Origin of the sequence: Rhodopseudomonas sp. BR0C11 (assembly GCF_010820945.1) — a bacterium.
GTDB lineage: Bacteria > Pseudomonadota > Alphaproteobacteria > Rhizobiales > Xanthobacteraceae > Rhodopseudomonas > Rhodopseudomonas palustris_H.
This window is the reverse complement of sequence record NZ_QTKI01000530.1, coordinates 1-2,760: the sequence shown is the minus strand read 5'-3', so window position 1 is coordinate 2,760 and position 2,760 is coordinate 1. Positions and strand designations below refer to the sequence as shown.

At 68.3% G+C, this 2,760-nt stretch carries 2 protein-coding genes and 1 pseudogene; all 3 read right to left on the bottom strand.

The window, feature by feature from the left end:
* Window positions 1-663 (bottom strand): phosphatase PAP2 family protein (locus DYI24_RS24645; RefSeq protein ID WP_164574192.1); only part of this gene is annotated, 663 nt, incomplete at its 3' end.
* 1 nt (window position 664) lies between these two features.
* Window positions 665-2,410, bottom strand: a complete 1,746-nt coding sequence (locus DYI24_RS24640) for an ArnT family glycosyltransferase (RefSeq protein WP_164574191.1) — start codon at window positions 2,408-2,410, stop codon at window positions 665-667.
* A gap of 50 nt (window positions 2,411-2,460) precedes the next feature.
* Window positions 2,461-2,760 (bottom strand): annotated as a pseudogene (locus DYI24_RS24635) (penicillin-binding protein 1C); the annotation flags it as partial.

The window sequence follows — 2,760 nt, the reverse complement described above, 5'->3', positions numbered from 1 at the left end:
GAGCAGCACCAGCCGGCTGATCAGGATGGCGAACACGTACGTCGCCATCAACGCCGTCAGCCGCGGCCACAGCGCCGCCACCGCAAAGCCCAGCGCCGCCGCGGTGATCGAGTGGCCCGACGGGAAGCTGGCGTAGGCCTCGTTCCAGGCGAACAGCGAGAAGTTGTACGGATCGGCAGCGCCGCCGACGAACGGCCGGCCCCGGCCGATGATCCCCTTCAGCACCTCGCCGATCGCGACCGGCACCAGCACGGCCAGAAACAGAAATTGCACGCGGGTCCCGAAACCGATCATCACCGCGCGCGACATGCCGCGCAGCAACGGCACGATCAGCCAGATCAGCAGCAGCAAGCCTGCGAGCGCCCACAGCACGTAAGCGGACTTGCCGAAATCGGTGATGATCTTCACCGGCCACAGCGACGGCGTGCCCCGCGGCGGCATCAGGCCGATCTCGAACGCATCGACGCCGACCATCAGGATCACGATCGCCAGCGACAGCACGGCCGTCAGCCACAGCGCGTGCCGCGCCCAGCGCCGCGCAGCTTCGGCGCGCCGCGAATGCGACGGCGGGCGGACGAGCTGCGCCAGGGCGCGGCCGATCACCAGCAGCAGCTCGACGGGGTAGATACGCTGCGGCCGGCCGGCCTTGGCGGGCACGGCCATGTTACTGCGTGCCTTCGGAGCGGAAGATCGCGATCGAGACCGGCTTGCCTTGCGAGAAGTTGTAGCCGTCGATCCGGGCAGCAACATTGTACCGCAGACCGATCGCCTCCGCCCGGCTGGCGAAGGCCCGCTCGCTGCGCGACTCGACGATCGCGAACCGGCAGGAGCCGCCGAGCAGGAAGTCCGCGGCGCCGGAGCCGTCGGTGAGCAGTGTATCGGTGCCGGTCATGAACACCAGGCTGGGCTCGTGATAGCCCGCCGCGGCCGCCTTCGGCCCGACGCAGACGACTTTGCGCAGCTCGCGGGCGATTTCGACGCTCGGGAACACCGGCCGCAGCGTCGGTACCACAACACCAAACACCGCCACGACCAGAAACAGCGACGCCAGCGCGCCGTTCAGCAGCGAGGCTTCGGCGCGGTTGTCGTCGAACAGGCGCCAGGCGAACAGACCGAAGATCAGCGAGCCGGCCGCGAACGGCCACGCCAGGAACATCGGGTGGCGCGTCAGATACACCGAACCGATCACCACCAGCGGCAGGATGATGGCCGGAATCGCGAACCACCACGCCGAGCCACGCGCCAGCCACGAGCGCGACAGCACCCGCCGCTCGATCGCGCCGGCGGTCATGATCGCGATCGCCGGATACAGCGGCAGCACGTAGTGCGGCAGCTTGGTGATCACCAGTTCGAACACAATCCAGGACGGGACCAGCCAGGCCAGCAGATATTGAGCGCCCGGCTCGCGCCGCGCCCGCCACACCGCCGGGGCCGCCATCGCGGCCAGCGGCGCGCCCGGCCAGAACGTCGCCCAGAACAGCAGGAAATACAGACCGGGAGGCGCGCCGTGGGATTCCTGCGGGCTGGCGATCTTGCTCAGCATGTCGCCGCCGACTGAATCCGCAAAGAAGGTGTCGCCGGCGCGCAGATAGATCGCGATGAACCACGGCAGCACCCACAGCAGCATCCACGGCACACCGAGCAGCGGCCGCAGCCGCCACAGCCAGGCTGCCGAGCGGTCCAGGATCGCCAGCGGGATTACCGTCAGCGCGATGAACATCAGGATCAGCGGGCCCTTGAGCAGAATGCCCGCCGCCAGCGCGGTCCAGAATACCGCCGGCACGATCCACGACCGCTCCGGACCGATGTCCCCGCGCTGCCAGCCGAGATAGGCCCGTGCCATCGCGCCGAGCGCGGCGGTGACGGTGAACAGCAGGAACGCGTCGGTTTTGGCGAGACGCGCCTCGACCCCGAGCAGGATGCAACTACACAGCATCAGGGCGGCGATCACCGCCCCGCGTCGCCCGACGAAGGCCAGCGCCGCCCAATAGGTCATCAGCACCGCGCCGATCGCACCGGCCAGCGACGGCACCCGGTACAGCCAGATCCGGACCTGCGCCCGCGGCAAGCCAAGCTTGCCGGCGGTCTCGACCACGGTGGCCTGCAGCCAATAGATGCCGACCGGCTTCTTGTAGCGAACCTCGTCCTGATAGCGGATGTCGATGAAGTCGCCGGTCTCGACCATCTGCTTGGTCGCCTGCGCGAACCGCGCTTCGTCGCGGTCGATCGGCGGGATGTTGAAGAATCCCGGCAGGAAGAACAGCAGCCCGACCACCACCAGGAAGGCCGACGCGCGCAGGTGACTGACCGTCACGAAATCCAGCACCGCGACCAGCCCGCGGCCGGGATCGACGGTGGTTTTAGGTTCGCGCGGCGCGCCGAAACGGGGTCTGGCAGAGGTCTCGATCATCGGCCTCGCATACGCTGAAACCGATACAGCGACAACTGCTTAGCCCGGCTCTATTGAATTCTGACAACAACTGTGTCCGCGGCGCCAGAGGCGTCCATCACGGTGAGCCGGACGAAGCCCGGACCGGGCGGCGCGATCAGCCGCTGCCGCCGTCCGTCGATCTCGCCGACCGACAATCCGTTGACCATCACGGTCATCGGCAGCACCCCGCCGGCAACCTTGACCGGCAGCGCGCCGGCCGAGGCTTCGCTGACCGCATCGATCCGCGATCCGTTCAGAGGAAACTGGATCCGCAGCGCCTTGTCGTCGCCGGGCTGCACCAGATCGCCCGAGGACCGGAACCGCCGTAG

Bases quoted from the DNA above. Each gene is read 5' to 3' on its own strand.
- DYI24_RS24640 (WP_164574191.1), bottom strand. From the start codon at position 2,410: ATGATCGAGACCTCTGCCAGACCCCGTTTCGGCGCGCCGCGCGAACCT.